Origin of the sequence: Caballeronia sp. dw_276 (assembly GCF_018449635.1) — a bacterium.
Taxonomy (GTDB): domain Bacteria; phylum Pseudomonadota; class Gammaproteobacteria; order Burkholderiales; family Burkholderiaceae; genus Caballeronia.
Window position 1 is genome coordinate 268,562 of the sequence record NZ_JAAVUV010000005.1, and the last position, 21,131, is coordinate 289,692.

Below are 21,131 nucleotides of genomic sequence, written 5' to 3' on the forward strand. Positions count from 1 at the left end.
TTAAACAGGCAAATCTTTTTAGTTCTGTGCGCGCGCGAACGCCCGCACGCTGTTACGTCATCGGCGTTTCATGATCGGGACCCGCAGTGTTTCCTTTGCGGTCAGCGCGACGTCGGCGTGGGTCCGCTCACCTCGCGCTCACCCCGCGCTCGGCAGCAAGCGTTGCCGCAAACGGGCCACGACCTCGCGCAACTCGCTCGACTCGCAGTACGACCATCCGAGGTTGCCCACGACCAGCGCCACGCCGATAGCCGCCATGCTGCTCAGCGAATCCATGTAGTCCGCGCACAACGTGGCAACGATCAGGAACAGCAGATGTCCCGCCATGTTGCGCACGATGGGTTGCGGCTTGAGCTTCGAAAAGTAGAGGAACGCCGCATAGTCGAAGAAGGTTTTCGCGACCACCGCAACACCCGCGCCCAGAAGGCCGTACCAGCGAATACCCAGCCACAGGACTAGCGCAAACACCGGCAGGCCGATCCAGCCGACCCGCGCCACCTGCGCCGGATTCGCCTTGGCCTGAATCAGCACGCTCATGATGCTCGACTGTCCCGCAAGCCACACGCCAATCACAAGCACCCGTCCGACAGGCGCGGACTGTACTGCCATTTCGTGACCGAGCCATACGTTCAAAAATGGTGCCAGGCCGAAGAGCGCCACGACCACGCAAGGCGTGAACGCACAGTTGAGAAACGCCAGGGCCTGATGCGAAAGCGCGCCGGCATGTTCGCTGCCCGAGGCGGAAAAGCGCGGGAAAAGCGTGCGCAGCATGGCGCTCGGCAGCAGGTTCAGGCGTGTGACGAGATTCTGCGGCGTGGCGTAATAAGCCACGGATTTCGCGCCCAGCATCGACCCGATCACGACGCGGTCCAGCGTGGTCGCGATCATGTTGGCACCCGAGAACAGCAGGAGCCATCGGCCATAGTTGAAGAGTTCGCGGATCAGCGGCCACTCAGGCTTGGCGATACCGGTGATGCCAAGCGCACGGAACGTGCCGTAGCCGAGCAACAGCGCTGCAAGAAACCGCGCAATCACCGCAGCCGGGACGACCACAGCCAGCGACGGCGAGATCAGGTACAACGCAGCAAGTGGCAGCAACTGGAACAGGAACGTGCCGACGGTCTGGTTAGTGTTGTAGAGCGTGAACTTTTCCATGCCGCCGATGGCGCCGCTGAATACCCACGACACATTGGCGATGGGCACGGCGACCGCAATCCAAGGGAGCGATTGCAGCACTTCGCGCTGGAACGCCGGCGCGATGGTCGCAATATGCACCACGTAGATATAAGCGCCGAACCAGATCATCACCGCGCCGGCGATCCCTGTTGCGAGGTTCAGGAAGAACGCGCTCCAGAAAATGCGCTGGATGCTGCCGTCGTTTGCGTCACGGGCCTTGGCGATGTGATTTTCAGTCGCCATCGAAATGCCGAGATCGAGCACGCTGAAGTAGCCGATCAGCGCCCACACGAGATTGATCACGCCGTAACGTTCGATACCCATGCCATGGATATAGGCCGGCACCGTCGCGAGCGAGACGAACACGGGCAGGATGAGCCCGGCGAAATTGATCGCGATGTTCTTGAGAAGACTTTTTTCCATGGAGCGACGGACCGATTACAACGAAATCACACAGGATGAACCCGGGGACCGCCAGAAAGCTTGCGGTGAAGCGCGCACGTCCGAAACGTGTCGCGTAGTGCGAGAATCGATGCTCCGGCCCGCAAACCGCATGAGGCGCGGGAACATCAGACAATTGACCGCTAGGGTAAAACCCTTGCTTCCCGGGGTCTGTGCGAATGCGAACGCATCGGACCCCGGTTTGCAATTCGTTACATCCTCTGCGCCTGGCGCGGCTCGAGAACTTCCGCGTGCCGCTCCTTGGTGCGCTCCACGGGCGCATCGAAAGCAGGCAGGAACGAGCGAAGGCGCGTGCGCCGGCGTTCGCGGCCGGACAACTGGTGCGACTCGTCCCGCACGAATTCGGCAAACGACGCCATCAGCTGCTCACGTGCCGGATAAGAAAAGCACGCATGGTCGAGCGTCTCGCGATGAATCGTTTCCACGTTGCGCCACTTGCGCATGCGCCGACCGCCCGCGCCAAAAAATATGGCGAACTCTTCGAGACCGACATCGGCGTTTCCATAGACGAACCGCACCTGGACGCCGCGCTCGCCGAGACCGCGCACCATCGCACGTACACGCGAGCCGACCGAATTCACGCCGACCGTGCGTTCCGCGAGATACACCATGCTCGCCGTGAAGCGCGTGCCCATGCGCCGCACGAGTTCTTTGGCAATGGGTGCGATTTCGCGCTGGCCGCGCAACACACGCTTCCATTTGTGCGCGTTCACGAACGAACGGATGAACGTGCTGGTCGCCGTCCGTGGCCGGTTTTCGTTGCCGGCAAGTGGGACCGGATCTTCGGGAGAGTTGAATTTCGGCGTATTCACGAGGGTCAACGACCGGATAAACGGGCTGACGGTTGCCGCGTGCAGGCACAGATATGCGCCTGAGCAGACACCGAAGCACGAGACGTCGTCCAGGCCCCGCGAGGCAAGATACGCGGCGGCCGCGACCACGTCGTCGCAGCTTCTGCGCATGAAAAGCATCGAAACCGGACGTTCGTCGACGGGCGCCGCGCTGTCGCCGAGTGCGGCGACATCGAAACGAAGCGAAGCCACGCCTTCACGCGCGAGCCGACGCGCAAGCGTCACGGAAATGCGCGCGTCGCCGATCCGATGCGTCGCGCCCGGGTTCACGAAAATCACCGAGCGGCGCGACGCCGTACTTGCCACCGGTTCGCAGAGAATACCGAAGAGACGGCCATTATCAAAAATAACCGGGGTTTCGCGCACGCCATTGTCGATGAGCAAGGCTGCCGGAACATCCTTCGCTACAGCCGCGCCCGAAAGAACCGGCGTGCCCAGCCATTCGACAATGCGTGCAATCGCTTTGCGCGGCGTTTCTGTCACGCCGGATTCCTGCATGAAAGCGCTGCATTCATCGAAGCTGTCGAAAGACGCATCGGCGCCGGCGGCGGAGCAGGCATCGACGAGTTTTTTGGAACGCACCGGATCGTAGGAATCGAGCACGAGCAAACGGCGCGGCGGCTGTTCGGCGAGGCGCGCGTCGCGCGACAGGTCGAATTTGCTCAACTTCGCCACGCTCGATGCCACCAGTCGATGCCCGACGGCTTCCGCGTAAGCGGCGTCGGCTGGCGCGGGTTCGACATAAATGCCGCCCGTCTCAAGCCAGTTCTGTTGCAGCAAACGCAGCTCGCGCAAATACTGGCGGCCCGATGCGACCGGCGCGAGCAAAACCAGTTCGCCGATGTCTTCGTCGGCGGCAACCATTGCCGCGAGCGTTGCACCAAGGCGCAATCCGCACAACGCGACTTCAGTCACGCCGGTGGTTTGCTTGAGGAACGCCACGGCCGCACGAATGCTTTTCAGCCAGCGCTCCAGTTGTTCCTCGCCTTCGCCGAAGTCCTCGGACTCGCCGGCAGAGTCGCCCGTGCCTGCGTAATCGAAGCGAAGCGTCGGCGAGCCGGCCGCGGCCAGATTTTCGGCCAGCACCCGCCAGCCCTTGTGAACCCACATTGCCTCGCGGCCAAATGGCTGACACAGCACGACCCCTCGTGCGGCGGATGGTACGCCCTCGTGTAGCCAGCCAAAGCATTCATCGAAAGTTACAGGCTTCATCTCGGCATTGCGCCCGGAAAGAGCGTCGTTATTAAGTTGTGTGCGTATTACACGTTTAGTAAGACATTGATTCAGTGCGCCTGCACACACACTTTCGACCGGGCCCTGATTATTCCGCCATGCCTGACCATGGATGTCGTGATTGGACAGCGTTGCGCCGTCCGATGTTCGATGTCCCACAGACGCATATTTCTGCGGCAAGTCAAATAGCGCATCACGCCGTGCCGTGCATGCGCGGCACAACGACAAAAATACGCCGGGGAAACACATGGTCAACTCATCTCACGATTCCAGCCAGCCTGCCGCGCCGAGTTTCTCGGTCTGCATCTGCACGCGCGACCGGCCGGAAGATCTCGCCCGGGCGTTGCGCTCGGTCGAGGCGTCGACGTATCCGGCGCATCAGATCATCGTCTCGGACGACAGCAAGGAACCGCACACGCGCGCCATGGTGACCTCCGAGTTTCCTCAAGTCGTGTTTCTCGAGGGACCGCGCAAGGGACTGGGTGCAAACCGCAACAGCGCGCTCGATGCCGTGACGGGTACGCACGTGGCGTTCATCGACGACGACGCCGCGCTGTCGCCTGACTTTCTCGCGCGGGTCGCGCATTCACTTCAGCATGGCGGCCAGCATCCGGAAAAGTTGATCATTACGGGTTACGAACTCAATCATGGCGCGCGGATTTTCGCTAACGGGACCACGTTCCTCGGTTTCCAGTCGCGTGCATACCGGGCCGGCGATTACCAGAATACGGTGGTGATCAACAGCGCGGTGTTTCCCGCATGGCTTTTCAAGCTGATCCGTTTCGATGAACATCTGGTCTACGGCTACGACGAAGTCGACATCATGATGCGCGCCACGCTGCAGGGAAAATGCGTGGTCCGGTCGCTGCCTGAAGCGTTCAATTGCCATTACCCGTCGATGGTGAATCGCGAGTACTACAGGTCGTTTATCGAAGCGTCGCGCATTTACGTGACACACAAGCGCTATCGCTGGTTCGAACGCAATCGCACGAAAGCAGCCTTGTTCCTCACGCTTGCCATGGCGCACAACGTCTTGCACAACGTGCGTTCGCACGGTCCGAAGGGCCTTGCGCGCAGCGTGCGCACCGCGTCGCTCGCACGCGGCTATATTCGCCGATACACCCCCGAAGGACTGGCTCTGCAAAATGAAAATAACCGTACTAGTACCCACTTATCGTCGAACCTCGGATCTCGCTCGGTGCCTTGACGCGCTTGCGCGGCAACAGCGCGCGCCCGACGAAGTCCTGGTGGTGTGCCGTGGCGCCGATGAAGAAACGCAGGCATGGCTTGTCATCGAAAAGTCGCGTGCCCGTTTGCCGCTCATGAAGGTCGAAGTTTCGCAGGGTGGTCAGGTCGCAGCGCTGAATGCGGGACTCGATGCCGTCACCGGCGACATTGTCGCCATCACCGACGACGACGCCGCCCCGCGTCCTGCATGGTTGCAGCGCATCGAAGCGCATTTTGCGAGCGCGCCCGATGTGGGCGGCGTGGGCGGACGCGACTGGGTGCATGAACATGGCGCGACGCTCGATGCGTCCGAGCCCGAAGTCGGCCGCTGGCAGTTTCCGGGCCGCGCGATCGGCAATCATCATCTGGGGGTGGGTGCGGCGCGCGACGTCGACTTCCTGAAGGGCGCGAACATGAGTTATCGGATGAGCGCGGTTCGCGGCAATGCTGTTCGCTTCGATACCCGTTTGCGCGGGACCGGTGCCCAGGTCAATAACGACATGGCGTTCGCGTCAGCCGTGCGGCGCGCGGGATGGCGTCTTGTCTACGATCCGGCGGTGGAAGTGGATCACTATCCGGCGCAACGTTTCGATGAAGACGCGCGCGCGGTGCGCGGCAGCCGGAGCTGGGTTGCGATCGAGAACGAGTCATACAACCTGCATCTGGTCATACGCGATGAGTATCGCGGCGTGCGTCGGCGAATTGCCTTGATGTGGCTGACGGCGGTGGGGCACGGCGCGTGTTTGGGCTGGGTCAATCTTGCCCGGGCGAGGGTGGTTCATCGGGAGGGGACGGCGTTGCAGCGCTGGCGCGCGGCTCGGAGTGGTGCTGCCATTGCCAAGAGGGATTTTGCGCAGCGCAGGTTGAGGAATGCGCAGGGGGAATATGCCGGGTGATTTTCGCTGGCGCTCGGGGGGGTGTTTAGGGTCGGGGTCGGGGTTGGTGCTGGGTTGCTGCTTTCGAGGTCTTCGCGCATTCCGTCTTAGCTGTTCTCTTTAGCACTGTTAGCCACTGTGCGTGGCGGCACTTCATTTCTTTGTCCAACGGCGACAAAGAAACGAAGCAAAGAAAACGCCTCTCAACCGCTAATTCTTAAGTGTCCCCAGCGTGCAGTTTTGGCCTGTTTGGTACCCCAAAAGCACGCTCGGCGCATAACCACGTCCTGTTGAAACCCTCCCCCTCCGTCAACCGCAACCCACACGCTTCGCCATCAGTGTGGGAATCCATTAATTAGGCCTCCGCGCTGCGCGCGCTTGCGCCCGAACCGAGGGGTCGGCTGCGCCGGTGGCGAGGCTTTGGGTTCAAGATGCTTGAACCCGTTATGGGCTATTCAGTTGTTATGCGTAGGCCAGGTTTCCGTATTAACGGATTCCGACGCTGGTGGCGAAGCGTGTGGGTATCCGTGTTCGGAGAGGGAGGGTTTCAAGTGTTCGTTGTTATGCGCTGAGCGTGCTTTTGGGGTACCAAACAGTTGTCACTGCACGCTGGGGACACTTATGAGCCCTCGTTTGGAAGGCGTTTTCTTTGCTTCGTTTCTTTGTCGCCGTTGGACAAAGAAATGAAGTCCCGCCACGGACAGTGGCTAATAGTGCTTAAAAAATCAGCCAGAACGGAACGCGCGAAGATCTAAAAAGCAGGACCCCAGCATCACCCCCTCCCTTCCAAAACCCCCTCCCGAGCGCCAGCGACCCCCACCGTCCGAATGCCCTGCACCTTGCGCTCGTCGATCGCACGCTGATACACCCCAAGATGATCCGCGCAAACGCGCTGCACCGAAAACCTTTCGATATCGCGGCTCGCCCGCTCCTTATATTGCGCCCGCACCGGCGAATCCATCAACAGCCAGCCAATCTTCGCCGCCAGCTGACGCGGCTGCTCCGGCTCAACGAGCACCCCGGCCCCCTTGTCGAGCATCTCGGGAACACCCCCCACTTTGGTCGCGACGATCGCGCAACCCGCCTCGCGCGCTTCGCTTAGAACCAGCGGCCCGGGCGCCTGGTGCGGCGCAAACACGAAGACATCGGCGGATGCAAGATAAGGACGCGGATCAGCCACGAAACCCGCGAATGTCACATAGTTCGCAATCCCAAGTTCTTCAGCCAAAACTTCCATCGAACCACGGTCCGGTCCGTCGCCCACAAGATAAAGCTGTGCATCATGCGTGTGACGCACGAGCGCAAACGCATGCAGGATATCCGCAATGCCGTTGCGCTCGAACATCGAAGAGACACACACCAGAGCGGGACGGTGCAGATTGAGCGGCCGCGGCGCCGGGCGGCCGTTATAGCGCGGCGATCCAACCGTTCCGCTCGGAACCACACTCAAAATGTCGGCCGAAACGCCACGCTCGAGCATGACCTCACCCACCGCATGACTCACCACGATCACGCGATCGCCAAAGCGCATCAGCGACGCACTCTTCTGGATATCCTGATGAACGGTCGTCACCAGGGCGAAGCGGCGGCGCATGCTGCCAAAACGCGAAATCAGCGCGCCGGTCATCATGTGCGCGTGAACCACATCGGGATTGAAGCGTTCGATCAGCCGGCCAAAACCCGCGATCATCGCAGGCACGCGCCACGGCTGACGCGATTGCTGAAGCAGTACGTGCGTGACGCCATGACGGCGCAGCAAAGATTCATAACCTCCGCCCGAGGACGCAACGGCAACGTCGTGTCCGTTACGCGCCTGCGTGCAGGCGAGATCGATCATTGCATTAACGGTGCCATTGCCGTTGCATTGCGCATGTGTGGCCAGGTGAACGATTTTCATGACTAGTTTCGCTTCGAGGTTGGACGGCGCCTGGGGCGCCGGGGCCCTTCTTTCTTCTTGCTGGCTCGGGCGCGCGCGCTGAAACAGCGCGCAACGTCAATACGAGTCGATTGCTTCCCGATACACCGCTGCCGTCTGCGCCGCAATCACGGGCAGGTCGAAGTGAGCGCGCGCATAAGCGCGGCACTCGTCTTCCGTCGGCAACTTCCTGCGGCCAAGCAACGCGCCGCTCAATCCCGCGCCCAACGCCTGGAAACCACCGGCCTCGAGCACGAGTTCGGAACTCAGCGGCGCCACGGCCTCCGGCAAACCGCCAACCGGCGTCACGATGACAGGCGTGCCGCTTGCAAGCGACTCGATGGTCGTCAGTCCAAATCCTTCCAGCGCGACCGTCGGGACCACCGACACGTTCGCGGCGCGATACCAGAGCGGCAGCGCTTCATCGGCGACAAAACCCGCGAGACGCACATGTTGCGAAAGCCCACGATGATCGATCCGCGCCTGCAGCGCAGCCATCAACGGACCTTTACCGGCAATAGTCAGGAGTACGTCTGGAACGGCCTGACGCACGATGAACATGGCATCGATAAGATCTTCCAGGCCCATGCGCGAGACCAGCCGGCGCACGCAAAACAGGATGGGACGGTCCTGCGGCAACCCGAGCGCGGTGCGCGCAGCATGTTGGTCGACACCGGTGCTGAAGTGGTTCACATCCACGCAACCAGGCACGATGCGGATGGTGTCCGCCTTCACGCCATATTGCTTTTGCAAGACGGTGCCAAATGCCTGGGACAACACGATGTGCCTGTCGCCTTGCTGATACACATGGCGCTCCAGCGCACGCCGCGCGCCGGCGCTTGCCTGTCCACGTGCGCCGTGGGCAGATTCATCGCCCCATGGCCCGTGGAAATGGATCACCTTCGGCACGCGCTTGAACTTGCCGAGCACCGGTGCCGCGTACAGCGCAAAGTGCGCCGCCACCACATCGGGCTTACGCGCGTCGCGCATTTCCGTAGCTGAGCGGCGCACGGCGAGCAGACGCTTCATCAGCGGCGCGTCGGCTTCGGCGAACGGCGTCACGACGCCATTCGTGGAAGCGCGCACGTTCTCGGTGCCCGCGACCAGTCCGCGAACCGATACACCTTGTGCCGGCAGCGACTGGATCAACGCGGTGACCATGCGGTCGAGACCGCCGGGACGCTCGTCGAACCAGTTCATGCCGATCTGCAGCGAGTCGATATTCCGCTCGCCAGACGTGTCTTTCGAGGCCTTGTTCATAGGTGCTTTGACACTTGGAGTCGCCCCGCGGATCATCGTGGATTTCAATACCGTACTCATGTTTTCACCGAAACAGTCTCGCGGTGCGCCCGCGCGTTGTGGTTTGCCTTCTTGCCGATCTTGCGGTTCGCGGCAATCTCTTCGAACAGCGCGAGATAGCGCGCCGCCATGGTCTGCCACGACAGGGTCGCGGCGAGTGCCTGGGCCGCATGCCCCATGTCGCGCGTGCGCAGCGGGTCGGATGCCAGCCGCATGATGGCGTCGGCAAGCGGGCGTTCATCGTCCGGATCGTCGAGCACTACGCCACACTCAGGCGTGATGACTTCGGCGCCGCCCGATGTATGCACGGTGATCACCGGCAATCCCGAGGCCAGCGCCTCGAGCATGACGAGGCTCATCGCTTCATAACGCGATGGGAACACGAAGGCATCGGCGCAACGCATCAGCGCCGGCATCTCGCGGATCATGCCCACGAAATGCACGCGGTCGGCTATCCCGAGTTCGGCGGCCATCGCCGGATAAGGACTTTTTTCTGTACCGGCCGCGACCGTCAGATGAACGCTCGGCGAGCACGTCACCATGGCGCGAAGCACGGTATCGAGGTTCTTGCGTCCAGTGCGGATGTCGCCAGCGAAAAGCAGCATGAACGGCGCTTCAGGAAGCTTGAAACGGGCGCGCTGCGATGTTTGCGAGGGACTCGGCGAAAACTCGACGTTGTCCACGCCGTTGTGAATCACGCGGATCTTGTCGCGCGGCATGCCGAGGTCCACCAGTTCCGCCGCCACTTTCTCCGATACCGGCACGAGCACGCCGGCACGCTTGAATGCCCAGCGCTCGCACCACGAATTAAGGCGCGTGAACAACACCTGATACGCCGCATACGGGCCGCCGCTCAGGCGAAACGGGTAATAGCCGCTCTTGAACCAGCCGGTGTGCACGAAGTGGATGGCGCTGACATCGGAGCGCGTCCACGCGATAAAACCATTGACCTGCACGACATCGAACTCGGCGCGATGGGCGCGGATCCAGGCCGCTGCGCGCAACGCAAAGGCCTGGTATTTCAGCAAGCGCGTGGGCACGCGGCTCGGCGCGATCCGAACGACGGTGATACGCGGATGACGGGACAGGGTTTCATCGACCGTCGTGCTCAGCAACGTGACCGAGTGGCCCGCGGCGAGCGCCGCCTGGACAACCTCGTAGTTGACACGCCCTTGTCCGTCGTTCTTGCCGACGGTATGGGTGACGATAAGCAGGTTCATGCGATCCTCGTTGAATACTGGAAGGTCGGCCGTGCGATCGGCCTGCTCGATAATCGCGCTCATGGGACCAGCGGCGAAGGCAACGCAATGTTTTGTTGAGCCGGCGTCCCGGAAGGCGTCGAGGCCTCAGCATTGGCGGCACTCTTTTGCGCTTTCATCCGTTGATCTGCGCGCGTCTGCATCTCGAGCGCGTAGCGCCGTCCGGCGACCGGCAGCATCACGCCGATAAAAAAGAACATGCCGCCTCCGCCCACGAGCGTGTTGAGGAACACCATCATCGCGAGGATGCCGAACGCCGCGGCCGTACCTGCCACGGCAAAGCGATCGCTCTTGCGGCTGAAGCTCGTGACGAACGCACGCAGCACCAGCATCGTCACGCCCGCCGCATAAAGGAGCGTGCCCGGCCAGCCCAGCACGAAAGGCACTTCCATCAGGCCGCTGTCGAAGTTGACGCTGCTCGACGACGAACTGTCGCCGGAAAGCTTCGAGCCAAGGCCCGTCATGCCGAGTCCCTGCCCTGCGATGTTCGTTGTCATTTCCGAGAGGAAATGTTTGTAGATCTCCGTACGCGTCTGGTAGCTGTCGTCCTGATCGAGTTGCGTGACGGTGGCAATACGCGCGCTCGCCTTTTCGGTGATCTCGTCCACCATCAGGGCCGGCGAACACAACAGCACGATCGCCGCGATAGCGCCGGCCAGGCGCAGGCGGCTGCGGCCATCGAGCATGAAGAACAGATAAAGCAGCCCGATGGCGAGACCGCCGAGCACGCTGCGCGACATCGTGCCGATCAGCGCCGGTACGGCCAGACCGCCGGCGAGCATCGCCATCTTGTTGCGTGCGGCGAGCGTCATCAGCAAGCAGAACATCATCGTGATGGCGAACGGGCCCGACGAGTTCATCGTGCTCGATACGCGCATGGAATACGGCGCGGCGACGCCTTCGGAGATCATCCCCGAATGCTCCAGCCAGAACGCGTCCCATGCCGGCGGGTTGACGTACTGGAACACGCCATACGCTGCGATCACGAAGCCGCCGAAGACGAAGGTCTTGAGCAGGACGCGATGATAATCAGGGTAATGTCGCCACGTGATCAGCACATGAAAGCCGATCAGCACCGGAAACAGCCACGAGATCAGCACGTACGAGGCGGCCGCAATGCCCGCCCCCACCATGCCGATGAAATAGCCATACAGCGTCGCGAGCACGATCAACGTGAGCGGGATTGCACGCCGCTGCATCAGCACGCGAAAGTGGGTCAGCAAGTTCACGCCGCAAATTGCGGCGGCCATCACCGGCGCCAGCATGATGAAGCTGCGATCGCTGAATGCGCCGTTGAAATAATCGGCGAAGCGCCGCACTTCGGGCGTCAGGAAAAACAGCCACAGCACGAACGAAAGGTAGTGCGCGGGCGAACGCCTGAAAAGCAACGCAGCGACCACGAGCGCGCCAGCGGGAAAGATGAACTCGACCAGGCGGCCCTGATGCAGCACCAATAGCAGAATGGTGATCGCCGTGAATCCGACCGGGGCGATCATCAGGCGGCGCCGGCGAGCCACTTCAGCGCGCTTTTTCGCTTCGGGCGAACTGGCGGCGCTTGGAGCGCGTGCGCCTTGATCCGGCGCCGAGGCATCGGCCGCCATCTTCTCGCGCTGCGCCATCCAGGGCGTTTTCCACGTCTCGACGCGTCCATCCTGCGACTCGTCTCGAACATTCGTGATCGAAACACTCGACATCGTGCAATCCTGAAAAGTAGAGGTCGGCTCGGTGAAGCGTGCATTGCACGCGGCCTCGCGTCCTCTGTGTCATTTGGAAACGTCCAATGCCGACGTTGGGCACCTGCATGTTCAAACGTGTTGCTAAGGCGTCAAACTGCTTCGACTACATCGATGCAACCTGCCGTCCTCGTCGGGCCCAGGTTCAGCCGGCTCTTGCGTACCAGGCCGATCGTGCGCACCCCGCGCTCGTCGAATGGCCCTACATTCTTGCGAAAACCAAATGCTTCATAAAACCCGCGCAAGCTCACCGGAGCAAGCAAGCGGATACTGCGTCCCGGCCAGCGTTCGCCTGCCGCCGCGATCACCCGCTCGATCAGCGCGTGCGCCGTACCATCGCATCGGCGCAGCGGACTTGTCAGAATCTTGTCCACCAGGACTTCCGTTGTTCCCGCCCCGCCCTCGTGCAATCGCGCATAAGCAATAACGGGCATCGAACGGGATATGTCCTCGACGGCGAAGACATGAACCGAGGTCTCATCGCGTCCGTCCGGGTCCAGATGCACGCAGGACTGTTCGACAACGAACACAGCGCTTCTCGCCCGGAGGATCAAATACAGCTCCCGTGCGGTGATCTGCTCGAAGTCGAGGGCTTTCCAGTTCATGTCCGGGTCCGGTCGTGAGGACGCCGGCAGCACCGGCTTGTTCCATGTTCATACGATACGTCGCCAACCGCGCAGCTTCCGTGCGGCATCGCACCGACGCCACCCCTTGCCAATTCGTTAAATACGGTCATCGGAGAGCAATCCGGAAATGAGGAACGGCAGCGAGAAAAAGCCCGGCATCCAACCACATGGAATGACCGATCGGGCTTCACAACAAGCCAGCCGTTACGGATTGCAAGACCAACCCGGTCCGGTATCGCGACAAGCCAAGTTGAAACGGCTGCGGCCGGTTTTAGGTGACACACCTTTAGTGACGCTTCTTTGGGGGGCTATTAAATGAAATCCGCATTGCGCCGCATCCTTACCGAATCCGCCCGGCTCGACGTGCCGGCCGAATCACTCGCTGATGACGCCGATCTGTACGCAGCGGGGCTGTCGTCGCTGGCAACGGTTCATCTGATGCTCGCCGTGGAAGACGAGTTCAACATCGAGATTCCCGACCGCATGCTGACGCGGCGGCTGTTTTCGTCGATCGATGCGCTCGCTGCAGCGGTAACCGAACTGCAACAGGCGCAGGCGGCCGCATGAACGCCCCGGTCCAGGCCGCTGTTTTGACAGCGAACGCCGACCACGCTGCAGCTGCTGCAGCGCAGATCGTGGAGGAAGTACGGCAGGCATCGGCCGAACCTTCCTGGCTTGCCGCTACGCGGCGGGTCGCGCTGGTCGCCGCGCAACACGCGGCTGCAGTCGATCGCGATGCACGCTTTCCCATGGAAGCGTTCGAAGCCATGCGCCGCGAGCGGCTTTTGTCGGCGATGGTCCCGGCGAGACTCGGCGGCGCCGGCCTGACGCTCTCCGAGATCGCGCGCATTTGCGAAACGCTTGGGCACGCGTGCTCGTCGACGGCAATGGTCTATGCGATGCATCAGAGCCAGGTGGCGTGCCTTGTCGACCAGGGCAACGACGTTCCCTGGATTCGCCAGACGATCGCCCGCCTGATCGATGAACAATGGCTGCTGGCATCGGCGACGTCGGAGGAAACGATTGGCGGCAACATGCGCAACAGCGCGTGCGCGGTCGAATTGACCGATGGCGCGTTTCGCATCGAAAAACTCGCGCCGACCATTTCGTACGGCGCGCACGCCGACTGCATCCTGGTCACTGCACGCCGCAGCGCCGAGGCAAGTCCGTCCGACCAGGTGCTGATCGTGGCGCCGCGCAGCACCTTCATGCTGGAAAAGCGCGGCGGCTGGGATGCGCTCGGCATGCGCGGAACCTGCAGCGAAAGCTTCCGGCTGACCGCCACGGGCCGCGCCGAGCAGATCCTGCCCGTGCCGTTCGCCCAGATCGCGGACCAGACCATGCTGCCGGTCTCGCACACGCTCTGGGCCGCGGTCTGGGTCGGCATCACATCCGACGCCGTGAATCGCGCGCATCAGTTTTTCCGCGCCCAGGCACGCGGCAAGCCCGGCGCGCTGCCACCGTCGGCGGGAAGGCTGGCGAACGCGGTGGCGCAACTGCGCATGATGCAGGCACGCCTGAAGGACGCGCTCGACGCCGCCAGCGTTGCGTCGACCGAACGCGTGGCGCGCGATGCCCGTGAAGCATGCGACTTCGATACGCCGCTTGGCGCGTCGCTGAGCCTGGCGTCGGACATGAACACGCTCAAGCTCAGCATTTCGTCGGCGGCGCTCGAAGTCGTTCAGGAAACGCTGATGATCTGCGGCATGGCAGGATACAAAAACAACAGTGAATACAGCGTCGGGCGTCATCTGCGCGATCTTTTTTCCGCGCCCTTGATGATCAGCAACGATCGCATCCAATTAAACACGGCAAACCTGCTGCTCGCGCAGCGCACGCCGGCTACGGGGAGAATCTAGGACATGAACACGCTCACGGATGTCGCGGCCATTGAAGCTGCAAGCGCTACGAACACCTACAACGCTTCGGATGTGACGCTGCGCGCGCGCATGATCGAAGCGGGGATCCTGATCGAAACCGGCGAAGACGGCCTGTATGGACGCAGCCACGTGTTCGAAGATGTGATCGATCGCCTGAACAACGCCATCTCGCTCCTGGGTGCGGATCAGGAAGCCGAAGTGCTGCGTTTTCCGCCGGCCATGCGCCGCCATGACTTCGAGGACAGCGAGTACCTGAAGAGCTTCCCCGACCTCGCCGGCACGATCCACTCGTTCCAGGGCAACGACCGCGGTCATCACCGGCTGCTGGCAGCGCTCGAAAAAACGGTTTCAGTCGGCGAAGAAGAACGCACCGACGAATGGATGGACCAGCAAAAGCCCACGCGCCTCGTGCTCACGCCGGCCGCCTGCTACCCCATCTACCCGGTTGTCGCCAAGCGCGGCGCGCTGGCTGAAGACGGCGCAACGGTCGACGTGTTCGCGTATTGCTTCCGTCACGAACCGTCCATCGATCCGAGCCGCATGCAAATGTTCCGGATGCGCGAATACGTGCGTTTCGGCAGTCCCGAACAAGTCATGGCGTTTCGCCAGAAGTGGATCAAACGCGGTTCGCTGCTCGTGAACCTGCTGGGCCTGCCGTTTGAAATCGATCTTGCCAACGACCCGTTCTTTGGCCGCGGCGGCAAGATCGTGGCCGACAGCCAGCGCGCACAGGAACTGAAGTTCGAGTTGCTGATCCCGGTTGCAACGCCGGACCGGCCGACCGCTTGCCTGTCGTTCAACTATCACATGGAGCACTTCGGCGAAATCTGGAAGATCGCCCAGGCAAACGGTGAAGTGGCGCACACGGCATGCGTGGGCTTCGGCATGGAACGCACCACCCTCGCCCTCTTCCGCCATCACGGTCTCGACGTCAAGGCGTGGCCGGCCGAAGTGCGTGATTTCCTCTGGGGCGATACGCAATCGCGCATCACCACCGGGCTCGGGGCACTTTCATGACAGCCGTCTACACAAGCGGCGCGATGGATTCGAATCGCGAACGTGCCCGGGTCGTGCAACTGCATCCGCCGCATATGCGCGTACGCAAGCACCAGTCGCATTCGCTGCATCAGGGCGAACGCGTCTGGGCGGAAACGAACTGCTACGTCGACTTGTGGATTGAATTGCTGCACGGCTACGGGCTCGATCCGCGCGCCGCGCTCGCCTTCACCGTCACACAGGACTTCGAGGGGGACCAGTTCACGTTCTTCAAGTTTCCTCTCGAAGACCTCGACACGCTCTACGGCTTGCAGGTGCAGGAACTCGCGATCTACGATTCGCTGGAAGACCGCATTCGTACGCAAACCCAGCGCGGGCATACCGTGCTGGCCGAAGTCGACGCGTTTTATCTGCCCGATACACGCGCGACCTCGTACAGGCAGCAGCATACGAAGACGACCATTGGCGTGGATTTCATCGATCCGCATGCGCGCCGGCTCGGTTATTTCCACAACACCGGCTATTTCGTGCTGGACGGCGAAGACTACGAGGGTGTGTTCCGGCAGCTTCCTGAATTCGCTGACCGCCCGGAGATCCTGTTTCCGTACGTGGAGTTCTGCAAACGCGCACGGCCGGCGCTGACCGGTACGGCGCTCGCGGAGGCATCGGCGGATTTGCTGGTGGCGCACCTGCAACGCCGCCCGGCGCGCAATCCGATCACGCAATGGCGCGCGGCGTTTCCCGAACATCTGGAAATGCTCTTCGAGCGCGGCGAGAGCGCCTTTCATCTCTACACGTTCAACGTGATGCGGCAGCTCGGATCGAACTTCGAGTTCCTTTCGCGTTATCTCGTGTGGATGCGCGAGCGTGGTTTCGCGATTCCCGACGCCATGCCGACCGCAGCACAACGCATCGCGACGGAATCGATGGTCATGCAGTTCCGGCTCGTACGCGCAATCACGCGTGGGCGCCGCGATCCGTGCCATGAGTGTTTCGATGTGCTCGAAGAGTCCTACGATCAAGTCATCGAACCGCTCGCCGCGCTGATTCGCTAGCGGATATGCAAGAAGCCGTATCGCGGCCGACAGATCGCGCTGCGTTCCGGCCGCGCACACTATAAAAAGAAGGTTGTCTCGACATGGCCTTCGATTGTCATACGGGGAAATCACCATGCGCGTCGTTACGCCTGGCGTGCTCACGCCTTGCTCGTCCGCGCCCGCCGAGTTCACACCGGGCGCTTATCTTCCACAAAACTTGTCCGATGGCTGGCAGTGCCTGAGCACACCGGCCGGCGCGTATGCAACGCCAGCGGATCTGCCGTTCCCCAAGAACACCGAAAACACCCAAAACACGGGAACCTGGATCGATGCACCTGTGCCCGGCACGGTTGCATCGGCATGGAGAGCGGCGGGAAAGCTCGACATGGAATCGGCACCCGCATTCGCTTTCGATGACCACTGGTATAGATTGGTGCTGTCTGGACATGGCGCGCGCCGGGTGCGCTTGAACGGACTTGCAACGATTTGCGAAGTCTGGCTCGACCACACGAGATTGCTCGATACCGACTCGATGTTCGAAGCGCATGACATCGATATAAACCTCCACGGTCAGGCAACGCTGTACCTGTGCTTTCGCTCGCTCACCGCAGCGCTTGGCGCAAAACGCGGACGTGCACGCTGGCGCCCGAGGCTCGCGCAGCCCGCGACATTACGCAATGTCCGCACGACACTTTTGGGCCACATGCCCGGCTGGTGCCCTTCGGTGCAGGCCGTTGGACCTTGGCGCGCGGTGCAGATGCTGGGTGAATCGGCGACATCGATTGACCGCGTGGACTTGAAGACGAGCCTTGATGGCGACGATGGCATCGTGCACCTGACCATCCGCTTCGTGCATCCGCAGACGCAACAGTCCACACGCCTGACGTGCAGGGACGCGTCAATTGCGCTGCAATGGCAGGACGCGCAAACGATTGGCGGGACCTTGCGCGTGCCGAACGTCCCGCGCTGGTGGCCGCACACGCATGGAGATCCGGCGCTGCACGAGGTCACACTCGAGTTCGCAAACCACGATGTCGTATCGCTTGGCCGTATCGGCTTCAGGGAGATCACGGTTGATCGCGGCGTTAGGGGCGATGGCTTTCAGCTCGTCATCAACGGCGTACCTGTATTTGCGCGCGGCGCATGCTGGACCACGGCAGACCTCGTGTCGCTCGACACGTCCCGTGAAGAGGCGCAAACGTTTTTCCAGATCGCTCGCGACGCAGGCATGAACATGTTGCGCGTGGGTGGCACCATGCTCTACGAGTCCGATGCGTTCTATGCTTTGGCCGATGAACACGGACTTCTGATCTGGCAGGACTTCGCATTCGCCAATTTCGATTACCCGATCGATCCGGCATTCACCGCCAGTATTCAGCGCGAGGCAGAACAGTTTTTATCAAGAACGCAACGCTTTGCGTCGCTCGCCGTGTTGTGCGGGGGAAGCGAAGCCGACCAGCAAGCGGCCATGCTCGGGCTGCCGCCGGCCATGCGCACGCAAACGTTGTTCACGCAGCAATTGCCTTCGATATGCGCTGCGAAACGGCCCGACGTGCCTTACGTCGTGAACTCACCGAGCGTGCCCGCAGCCACTGAAAGCGAGCACGCGTGGCCCTTCGCCACGCGCGCGGGAATCACGCATTACTACGGCGTCGGCGCGTACCAGCGTCCACTCGACGACGCACGGCGTGCAAACGTTCGTTTCGCCAGCGAATGCCTGGCCTTCGCCAACGTTCCGGACGACGTTGCGCTCAACGCCGTGCCGCTTGCATCGATGCCGCATCAGCCGCGCTGGAAGACCGCCGTGCCGCGCGATCCGGGCGCGAGCTGGGATTTCGACGATGTCCGCGAACATTATCTGCGTACGCTCTACTCAGTCGATCCAGTGCGGCTACGCTATGAAGATCCCGAGCGTTATCTCGCCTTGTCGCGCGCCGTGGTGGCCGAAGTGATGGGCGATGTCTTCTCCGAATGGCGCCGGGATGGATCAATGTGCGGCGGCGGGATCGTATGGCAGTTGCAGGACATCAGGACAGGTTCGGGCTGGGGCTTGATCGATGCCCTGGGCACGCCTAAAAGCGCGTTACACGCGCTCGCACACGTTTTCCGTCCGGTAACTGCGCTTATCACGGACGAAGGCCTAGATGGCCTCGATATCCATCTCATCAACGAGACGGCCACCGCGATCGATGCGCATCTGGAACTCGTGTGTCTTCGCGATGGCGCCACCAAAGTCGCGAGCGCGTCGCGGGACGTAACGCTTTCGGCACGCAGCACGACGCGCCTGCAGGCCTCCGATGTACTCGGCCAGTTCTTCGACTTCACCTATGCGTATCGATTCGGCCCGCGCGCTCATGAAGTCACCGTCATCACCCTGCGCGACAAGGCGACAGGCGCCGTGTTGTCAGAAGCATTCCACTTCCCCGAGCGTGAAATGACGCAACGTCACGACCTCGGTTTGGAAGTACGACTCGAGCGTGACGAACACGGTGAATGGGAGCTCGTGATGCACGCCAAACGTTTGGCACGTTGGGTCCATGTGGTCGATCCGCACTATCGGGCACGCGATGAATGGTTTCATCTTGCGCCCGGCGTCGAACGCCGTATCGGACTCGTTGCACGTGAACGAAACACTTCACATACGCCGCAAGGCGAGGTTCGTGCGCTGAACGCAACGTTTTCAGTTCAGTACCAGCGCACGCAACGTGCGTTGTCAGCAAAGGCTGCGTAAGCCCCGCGTGCCCTCGCAGCGGTGTCAAGCGGGGGCACGCCGCACTTGCGTTCGTTAGCACACGCAGATCATGGAACAGTTCTGAATCATTTTTTAAACAACCGACGAATGCCTGTACAAGCATTCACGCTTTACGCGTCATGGGGCCTATTGCATGCCATGAAAGAAACCTGAACACGCCACCAGTAAGGCATTGCGCAGACGAAAGGGTGCGTTGCATCAATCACACCGATAGTCCGCGTCAAACACGCCCCCTGTTCAAGAGTGAAACAAAAACATCCATCTGCAGATTCCCCGATAGCACTCATTACGCACGACCCCATGATGGCATTGAGATTGACCATCGCTGGCACGGTCCTCGCTAAATGAGTAGCGCAACGCGGTAACGTCGAAAAATGAAATCAACTAAACGACGATGCTGCGCTGCTTACGGGGCTGGTCGCGAAACGTTTCGATGAATGCCGTCAGATGCAATCACGGATCGTTTCGCTGACCGGTAAATAACAAGTAAGGCGCAATGCGCAAAGTTACGAGAGAAGAACATCATGCTGACCCTTCAGTCCGACCTGCACGGCAATCATCTGTTGGGTGCGCTTCCCGCGCACGAATGGCAAGCTCTTACGCCTCATCTTGAACTGGTTCAACTTCGCACGGATCAATTGCTGTGCGATTCGGGTCAACGCATTCATCACGTGTATTTCCCCACCACCGCCATCATCTCCCTGCTTCACACGATGGAAGACGGCGGCTCAGTCGAGATCGCAGCAGTCGGCCGCGAAGGCATGACCGGCGTGCCCGTTCTGACTGGCGGTGAAACCATGCCGACGCGCGTCCAGGTGCAATGCCCGGGCTTTGCTTATCGCATGAGCGCATCTGCATTGCGCGAACAGTTCGGCCGTTCGGATTTCCTGCGCCGCCTGATGCTGCTTTACATGCAAGCCCTGCTCACGCAAGTGGCGCAAACGGCTGCATGCAATCGTCACCACTCGCTCAACAAGCAACTGTGCCGCTGGCTCCTGATTGAAATCGACCGCACTTCTTCGAACCAGCTTCAAGTCACGCAGCAACTGATTGCCGACATGCTTGGCGTACGCCGTGAAGGCGTCACCGAAGCCGCAGGCAAGCTGCATGACGCCGGACTGATTCATCACAGCCGGGGTTGCATCAAGGTGCTGGATCGCGAAGGCCTCGAAGCGCGCGCATGCGAATGCTACGGCATCGTCAAGCGTGAATTCGACCGGCTGCTTCCGCGTCTGCGCCAGGCTGCCGAAGAAGTTCATTGAACCCACGGACCATGCGATCAGTGTGAGCGTCACGAAAGTCAGATCATGACTTGTCGCGCGCCCTCCTCTTCCCGCAGTCCGCCGGTTCAACGTGACGATATCCGCGTACACATTCAGACGCGATCTGCGTTTCATAAAAACATAATCGTGCATTCGATATTTTTGGATCGAGCGGGTTTTGCATGCGTGTGATTGTCGAATTGCGTTAATCGTCGACTGATCGTCCGCTATTCGTCCACTAATCGCCGCGCAGGTTTTATTGAAAATGGTTTTGATTTAAAGCATCACGAGTCAAGGGTCACGGCGCCATTTGTGTGAACTAAGACGCCCACGTGCGGAAACGCACTTACCGGCCCTGCCGGAAACGCCACGATGTCACATCGAACGGCCAGAAGCGCGCCTCGACTATCGCGTCAACGCGAGTCAGTGCAAGCAGCCGCGGAGATGAAGCGAAGCAACGTAGCCAATAACAGTTTTCAAAGAGGCGCAGCGGTCTCCTGCCATGCGTCTTTCAACCTGCAGTTCTTCCTGTGTGAACACCCGCCGGA

15 protein-coding genes are annotated in these 21,131 nt (G+C 61.2%); 8 read left to right on the forward strand and 7 right to left on the reverse strand.

The window, feature by feature from the left end; translation table 11 throughout:
* Positions 1 to 138 precede the first annotated feature (138 nt).
* The gene (locus tag HB633_RS12585; protein WP_213778429.1) at positions 139 to 1,599 is read right to left on the reverse strand and encodes an oligosaccharide flippase family protein; all 1,461 of its coding nucleotides are present in this window, start codon (positions 1,597 to 1,599) and stop codon (positions 139 to 141) included.
* A gap of 230 nt (positions 1,600 to 1,829) precedes the next feature.
* A complete protein-coding gene (locus HB633_RS12590; protein ID WP_213778430.1) occupies positions 1,830 to 3,701 on the reverse strand; it encodes an alpha/beta fold hydrolase in 1,872 nt (623 codons plus the stop codon).
* Between the two features lie 268 nt (positions 3,702 to 3,969).
* On the opposite strand from HB633_RS12590, the gene HB633_RS12595 reads away from it, so the two are divergent.
* Complete coding sequence (locus HB633_RS12595; protein WP_213778431.1) at positions 3,970 to 4,929, forward strand: glycosyltransferase family A protein; 960 nt, start codon at positions 3,970 to 3,972, stop codon at positions 4,927 to 4,929.
* Complete coding sequence (locus tag HB633_RS12600; protein WP_213778432.1) at positions 4,868 to 5,845, forward strand: glycosyltransferase family 2 protein; 978 nt, start codon at positions 4,868 to 4,870, stop codon at positions 5,843 to 5,845. The genes HB633_RS12595 and HB633_RS12600 overlap by 62 nt, the downstream gene beginning before the upstream one ends.
* Before the next feature lie 751 nt (positions 5,846 to 6,596).
* On the opposite strand, the gene HB633_RS12605 is transcribed toward HB633_RS12600, so the two are convergent.
* The 5 genes from HB633_RS12605 to HB633_RS12625 form a co-directional block, all read right to left on the reverse strand.
* Positions 6,597 to 7,721, reverse strand: coding sequence for a glycosyltransferase family 4 protein (locus HB633_RS12605; RefSeq protein WP_213778433.1), 1,125 nt, complete (start codon positions 7,719 to 7,721; stop codon positions 6,597 to 6,599).
* 96 nt (positions 7,722 to 7,817) lie between these two features.
* Positions 7,818 to 8,999: a glycosyltransferase family 4 protein gene (locus HB633_RS12610; protein ID WP_213778434.1), complete on the reverse strand. Its 1,182-nt coding sequence runs from the start codon at positions 8,997 to 8,999 to the stop codon at positions 7,818 to 7,820.
* A gap of 56 nt (positions 9,000 to 9,055) precedes the next feature.
* A complete protein-coding gene (locus HB633_RS12615) occupies positions 9,056 to 10,321 on the reverse strand; it encodes a glycosyltransferase family 4 protein (RefSeq protein ID WP_255580896.1) in 1,266 nt (421 codons plus the stop codon).
* Positions 10,318 to 11,991 carry an O-antigen ligase family protein gene (locus tag HB633_RS12620; protein ID WP_213778435.1) on the reverse strand — a complete coding sequence of 558 codons (1,674 nt, stop codon included), beginning with the start codon at positions 11,989 to 11,991 and terminating at the stop codon, positions 10,318 to 10,320. The genes HB633_RS12615 and HB633_RS12620 overlap by 4 nt, the downstream gene beginning before the upstream one ends.
* A 131-nt stretch (positions 11,992 to 12,122) precedes the next feature.
* Positions 12,123 to 12,635, reverse strand: coding sequence for a GNAT family N-acetyltransferase (locus HB633_RS12625; protein ID WP_213778436.1), 513 nt, complete (start codon positions 12,633 to 12,635; stop codon positions 12,123 to 12,125).
* Positions 12,636 to 12,971: 336 nt separating this feature from the next.
* Here HB633_RS12625 and HB633_RS12630 point away from each other — a divergent pair, with 336 nt between their 5' ends.
* The 6 genes from HB633_RS12630 to HB633_RS12655 all read left to right on the forward strand — a co-directional run bounded on the left by HB633_RS12630 (position 12,972) and on the right by HB633_RS12655 (position 20,583).
* Positions 12,972 to 13,223: an acyl carrier protein gene (locus HB633_RS12630; protein WP_056364015.1), complete on the forward strand. Its 252-nt coding sequence runs from the start codon at positions 12,972 to 12,974 to the stop codon at positions 13,221 to 13,223.
* Positions 13,220 to 14,515 (forward strand): acyl-CoA dehydrogenase family protein, encoded by a 1,296-nt coding sequence (locus HB633_RS12635; RefSeq protein ID WP_213778437.1) that lies wholly within the window; start codon positions 13,220 to 13,222, stop codon positions 14,513 to 14,515. Before HB633_RS12630 ends, HB633_RS12635 begins: the two co-directional genes overlap by 4 nt.
* Positions 14,516 to 14,518: 3 nt before the next feature.
* Positions 14,519 to 15,553, forward strand: a complete 1,035-nt coding sequence (locus tag HB633_RS12640) for an amino acid--[acyl-carrier-protein] ligase (protein WP_213778438.1) — start codon at positions 14,519 to 14,521, stop codon at positions 15,551 to 15,553.
* Positions 15,554 to 15,576: 23 nt separating this feature from the next.
* A complete protein-coding gene (locus tag HB633_RS12645) occupies positions 15,577 to 16,587 on the forward strand; it encodes a DUF1839 family protein (protein WP_255580924.1) in 1,011 nt (336 codons plus the stop codon).
* Positions 16,588 to 16,702: 115 nt separating this feature from the next.
* Positions 16,703 to 19,300, forward strand: a complete 2,598-nt coding sequence (locus tag HB633_RS12650) for a glycoside hydrolase family 2 protein (protein WP_255580897.1) — start codon at positions 16,703 to 16,705, stop codon at positions 19,298 to 19,300.
* A gap of 545 nt (positions 19,301 to 19,845) precedes the next feature.
* Positions 19,846 to 20,583 (forward strand): Crp/Fnr family transcriptional regulator, encoded by a 738-nt coding sequence (locus tag HB633_RS12655; RefSeq protein ID WP_056364021.1) that lies wholly within the window; start codon positions 19,846 to 19,848, stop codon positions 20,581 to 20,583.
* Positions 20,584 to 21,131: the final 548 nt, after the last annotated feature.

Coding starts and splice junctions, on each gene's coding strand:
- HB633_RS12590 (WP_213778430.1), bottom strand. CDS start 3,701: ATGAAGCCTGTAACTTTCGATGAATGCTTTGGCTGGCTACACGAGGGC.
- HB633_RS12625 (WP_213778436.1), bottom strand. CDS start 12,635: ATGAACTGGAAAGCCCTCGACTTCGAGCAGATCACCGCACGGGAGCTG.
- HB633_RS12630 (WP_056364015.1), top strand. CDS start 12,972: ATGAAATCCGCATTGCGCCGCATCCTTACCGAATCCGCCCGGCTCGAC.
- HB633_RS12595 (WP_213778431.1), top strand. CDS start 3,970: ATGGTCAACTCATCTCACGATTCCAGCCAGCCTGCCGCGCCGAGTTTC.
- HB633_RS12605 (WP_213778433.1), bottom strand. CDS start 7,721: ATGAAAATCGTTCACCTGGCCACACATGCGCAATGCAACGGCAATGGC.
- HB633_RS12615 (WP_255580896.1), bottom strand. CDS start 10,321: ATGAGCGCGATTATCGAGCAGGCCGATCGCACGGCCGACCTTCCAGTA.
- HB633_RS12640 (WP_213778438.1), top strand. CDS start 14,519: ATGAACACGCTCACGGATGTCGCGGCCATTGAAGCTGCAAGCGCTACG.
- HB633_RS12650 (WP_255580897.1), top strand. CDS start 16,703: ATGCGCGTCGTTACGCCTGGCGTGCTCACGCCTTGCTCGTCCGCGCCC.
- HB633_RS12585 (WP_213778429.1), bottom strand. CDS start 1,599: ATGGAAAAAAGTCTTCTCAAGAACATCGCGATCAATTTCGCCGGGCTC.
- HB633_RS12620 (WP_213778435.1), bottom strand. CDS start 11,991: ATGTCGAGTGTTTCGATCACGAATGTTCGAGACGAGTCGCAGGATGGA.
- HB633_RS12635 (WP_213778437.1), top strand. CDS start 13,220: ATGAACGCCCCGGTCCAGGCCGCTGTTTTGACAGCGAACGCCGACCAC.
- HB633_RS12610 (WP_213778434.1), bottom strand. CDS start 8,999: ATGAACAAGGCCTCGAAAGACACGTCTGGCGAGCGGAATATCGACTCG.
- HB633_RS12600 (WP_213778432.1), top strand. CDS start 4,868: ATGAAAATAACCGTACTAGTACCCACTTATCGTCGAACCTCGGATCTC.
- HB633_RS12645 (WP_255580924.1), top strand. CDS start 15,577: ATGGATTCGAATCGCGAACGTGCCCGGGTCGTGCAACTGCATCCGCCG.
- HB633_RS12655 (WP_056364021.1), top strand. CDS start 19,846: ATGCTGACCCTTCAGTCCGACCTGCACGGCAATCATCTGTTGGGTGCG.